This window comes from Micromonospora aridisoli (assembly GCF_056150025.1).
Map to the genome: position 1 here is coordinate 1 of NZ_JAXCFK010000011.1, position 4,474 is coordinate 4,474.

Sequence of the window (4,474 nt, forward strand, 5' to 3'; positions counted from 1 at the left end):
TCTTGGTCGATCGCTGTCCTATCGGGAGCCTCAACCCGACCCACCAGCGGGGCACCCGAACCCACCCTCTACCAACGCAAACCCAGTTGGAAAACGCTCACTGACCTGCACAACAACCGGAAGATCACCCTCCGCGCTCCGCCGCAAAGTCAGCCCGTTGACCACATCCGTCGTCACAGCACAAATCCCTCCCAAGATCAGATCTAGTCCAGCGCACTCGGCCATTGCTTAACACGGGGCCAGCAATCCCCTTGAGGACGACAGGAGCGAGGATCTACTGCCGGTACGACAAAACCGACCGATAGATCATCAGGACCCCACTTACTGCCCGCCCAGCCCTCAACCGGCCAGGAATGAACAACGTTCAGTCCCAGCCGGAGGACAGAAAAGCTCCCGATCAATACCCGAGGTTGCGAATCCCAGCACCACGAGGCACCGCAGGCTGCCCAGTTCTCCACCGAGCGCCCTGGCAGGCTACCCAACCTTCCTCGGATATTGCTCGGAACGAAACTGTCCGAAAGCCGACGACGATTCACTCAGACGCGCGCGCCGAGCCGATCGAAAGATCCTTCACTTCTTGGATCGACAGCGCACACCACGCTTGCACCATGAAGGGGGATCGATTTGCGCTTCCCCGGCGCCTACGACCACTCAGAACAGGAACTGCTCGAGGTTCGGGTCGAGGTCGATGCCGGTGGCGTCGTCGTACTCGCCGGCCCACTCGACCAACGTTCCCCGCCGCGCCTCGCTGCCGAAAACGGGCCGCAGCAGGTCCTTTACGCCGGGCTGGCGCAGGACGCTGGGGTGCAGGGTCGTCGTGTACGGCTGCAGCTGTCGCAGCTTGACAAGATCCGGTACCGGCGCATGACGCAGATCCTCGATCAGGTTCTCCAGGTCATACCGCAGCTCGGCCGTTTCGGCACCCTGGGGCGTCACCACACTGATCCCGTCCTCGTCGATCATCCGGAACGCCAGCCTCCGATCCCGCTGCCCGGTTCCCGCGTCCATCGGCCCGTCGGTCACGGTCTGGAACTCCCAACGCCGCCGGGCTTGCTGGATGCGCTGCCCAGCATGGTGGGAATCGGCGAGATTCAACAGGTCGTACACGTTGCGGTAGTAGCGGCCGAGGGCCGCGAGGTCATCCGGGTCAGCCTTGTCCGGCCCGAACTGGCGCCCGGTGCAGCCCACCAGCGTCTTGTAGGTGGGTGGCTGCCCACCGTCCTCCGGCGCGAACACCACCACCAGGCCGCCGTCCGCCATCCGCCCTTCGCGGTTGGCTCGCCCGGCCGCCTGAAGCAGCGAATCAGCCGGCGCCATCGCCCGGAACACCACAGGAAAGTCCACATCCACCCCAGCCTCGATCAGCTGGGTGGCCACGAGAAGAACCCGCTCGCCCCGGCGCAGACGTGCCCGCGCCTTCTCCAACACCCGCCGCCGATGCTCCGGGCACATCCGGGTGGACAGGTGCCACGCCGAACCATCCGGCTCAGCCTCACGCCACCGGCCGAAAACCACCTTCGCGTCCGCCGTGGTGTTGACCACCACCAACGCCGCCGGGTGCGCCCTGGCCTGATCGGCGACCTCCGACAACGTCGGCTTCGGATCGAGCTGCCACTCATACCGCACTCGCCGCAGATCACTGACCAGACTCGGGGTGTCGTGGATCAGGTCAGTGCACGGCACGTCCTTGAACTCGTCCAACGCCCAGAAACTCGGCTGGGTCGCCGAGGACAGCAGCACCGTCGCACCGAAGTGCCGCACCAACAGCCGCAGACCGTCCAGGATCGGCGCGAGCATGGCATGCGGCAGCGCCTGTACCTCATCCAACACGATCACCGAGTTCGCCAACCGGTGAACCCGCCGCATCGCCGACGGCTTACGCGAGTACAACGACTCGAAGAGCCGAACAAACGTCGTGACGACGAACGGGGCGTCCCAGTTCTCCGCCGCCAACCGCGCCCACCGCCCCACCTGCGGATCGTCAAAGTCGGCCTGGCTGTGATGCTCCAGAACAACCGGTTCAACCCCATCCTCATCGAGCAACCGGCGGTAGACCGCGGCGTTCTGCTCGGTGATGGTGAGAAACGGCACCGCCACGATCACCCGACGCAGGCCATGCCTCTCCGCATGCCGCAACGCGAAGCCGCCAGCGGCGAGGGTCTTCCCGGCGCCGGTCGGCGCACCAAGGCGAAACACCCCACGCTCCGACTCCGCCGCCGCCGCGCAGTCCACGTAGACACGCTCCCGCAAACCACCGATCGCAGTACCACCACGCCCGGCCAGCTCCACGCCCCGCCGCTGCTCGAACACCTTGAACAGGTGCCCGAAATCGACGTCCGCCCGCACCCGCGGACCGGGCAGCCCCTGGAAGTGCGCGCTGGTGTCGAGACTGTCCGCGTCAACCAGAGCGCTGTAGCACAACCGGAGCGCCATCTCCCCCACCAACGGGTCCGCCCGCCACGCCGCCGGCACCAGATGATCGAGCCGCTGGGGCAGATCAGGCAGCAGAGCGGGAAGCTCACACTCGGCAGACAACGCGTTGTCCGGACACTCAGCGAGCTTCCGCTTGAACGCCGCCCGCAGGTTGGGCGCGTCGATCAGTCCACCATGATGGCCGAAGATCGCACCGGCGAACGCCCCAAGCCCACGCTCGTACGCAATCCGGGTACCCAGCGACTTGTGGTCGATCCCCACCGGCCCGCCCGTAGAAGCGACAACAGCGAGCTTGTCCTGCCAGGCACACGCTGCCTTGCCCACATCATGCAGCGCACCTAACCAGTACGACACCTCGCCCCCACCAAACGGGACGGTGAAACCTCGGGCCAACTCAGCCGTACCCCGGAGATGCTCAGCAAGCGAATGCCAACGGCCTGAACCACCCGCAGGGCTATGCGCCCACACGTCACTCACACCAGGCACGACCGCCTCCCACCCACACAGCTACAGGCCGCGAAGGCCCAAACCCGCCGAGAACTGATCGTGATCGTACCGACACCTCCTGCTACAGCCCAACGGCGCGGCGGAGCCACAGCACGCAGCCAAACCGACGCCGATAGCCTTCCAGCACTCCGGCCGGCCACAAGCGAAGCAAGCAGCCGAGACCAAGCTTGACCAGCCGACTGTCACGATCCTTGCTCGGCGCAGTAGCTAGGCACGGCCCTGACCAACGACCGGCCGCAGGTGCAGCCAGCTGCCCGTTGCGACCCTCCTCCGCACCCGACACCGTGGTCTGGCGCGAGCGGGGCACCGCGCACCGCCACCACCGTGTCCTGGTCGTTGCGATCCTCACCCGACGCGGTGGTCGGGTGCAGCCGTTGTCCGGACCGAAGTAGTAGCCGGACGGGAGCGGGTTGCGATCCTCGCCCGACGCGGTGGTCGGGCGCAGCCTCCGCCAGCGCCCAATACCAGCCGCCCGGCGCGACCTCGTTGCGATCCTCGCCCGACGCGGTGGTCGGGCGCAGCACGGCACGTTTCTGCGCGTCGCCGGCAACATCGGCCTGGTTGCGATCCTCGCCCGACGCGGTGGTCGGGCGCAGCCGCCAGCGACGCGGCGTGGCCGTTGATGTCCTCGGTGTTGCGATCCTCGCCCGACGCGGTGGTCGGGCGCAGCGCCGGTCCTGCCACGCCTTCACCTCGTCCGGGCTGTCGTTGCGATCCTCGCCCGACGCGGTGGTCGGGCGCAGCCGGAGTCGTCCTGGATGCTGGGCGTGATGTTCGGCTTGTTGCGATCCTCGCCCGACGCGGTGGTCGGGCGCAGCGCCACCATGCCACCGACCTTGACCGGCAAGTCCGGGTTGCGATCCTCGCCCGACGCGGTGGTCGGGCGCAGCGGACCGCACCCGGCTGTCCCCGTCCGGCTTCGTGTCGTTGCGATCCTCGCCCGACGCGGTGGTCGGGCGCAGCCCCGAGGAGCAAGCGGGCGCCTCTCCCACCTCGGCGGGTTGCGATTGTCAACGCCCGACGCTGTGGTCGGGCGCAGCTCGGCGTACGTGGTCGACGTCGACGCCTCCAGCGTGCGTTGCGATCCTCGCCCGGCGCGGTGCCCGGGCGCAGCGTGGCCATCTCCGGCCAGATGCCCATGCACTCCGTGGCGTTGCGATCCTCGCCCGGCGCGATGGCCGGGCGCAGCTCGCTGGTACGCGACCTCGTCACCACCGAGGCCCGGCTGTTGCGATCCTCGCCCGGCGCGGTCGCCGAGCGCAGCCGGTCCCACCCGCACGTATGCCTGCCCGCCGGTGATGTTGCGATCCTCGCCCGGCGCGGGTGGCCGAGCGCAGCTTCCGGGACGTGCTCCAGGTGGCGAGGCTGGAGCACGGGTTGCGATCCTCGCCCGGCGCGGTGGCCGAGCGCAGCTCCGGCAGACGCAACGTCACCTTGGGCAACGTCGAGATGTTGCGATCCTCGCCCGGCGCGGTGGCCGAGCGCAGCCGGGTCGTCGACCTCTTCTTCCTCGGCGTACCACTTGTTGCGATCC

General features: G+C 67.9%; 2 protein-coding genes and 1 CRISPR repeat array. Of the genes, one reads left to right on the forward strand and one right to left on the reverse strand.

All coding sequences use genetic code 11. From position 1 onward, the window contains the following. Positions 1 to 651: 651 nt before the first annotated feature. Positions 652 to 2,910, reverse strand: a complete 2,259-nt coding sequence (gene cas3 / locus SM447_RS22100; RefSeq protein ID WP_474574755.1) for a CRISPR-associated helicase Cas3' — start codon at positions 2,908 to 2,910, stop codon at positions 652 to 654. A gap of 365 nt (positions 2,911 to 3,275) precedes the next feature. Further along, positions 3,276 to 3,904: direct repeats of the CRISPR family, unit length 37 nt; unit sequence GTTGCGATCCTCGCCCGACGCGGTGGTCGGGCGCAGC. A 359-nt stretch (positions 3,905 to 4,263) separates the two neighbouring features. Between cas3 and SM447_RS22105 the strand changes: the two genes are divergently transcribed. Further along, a partial coding sequence (locus tag SM447_RS22105; RefSeq protein WP_474574756.1) for a hypothetical protein occupies positions 4,264 to 4,474 on the forward strand: 211 nt, incomplete at its 3' end.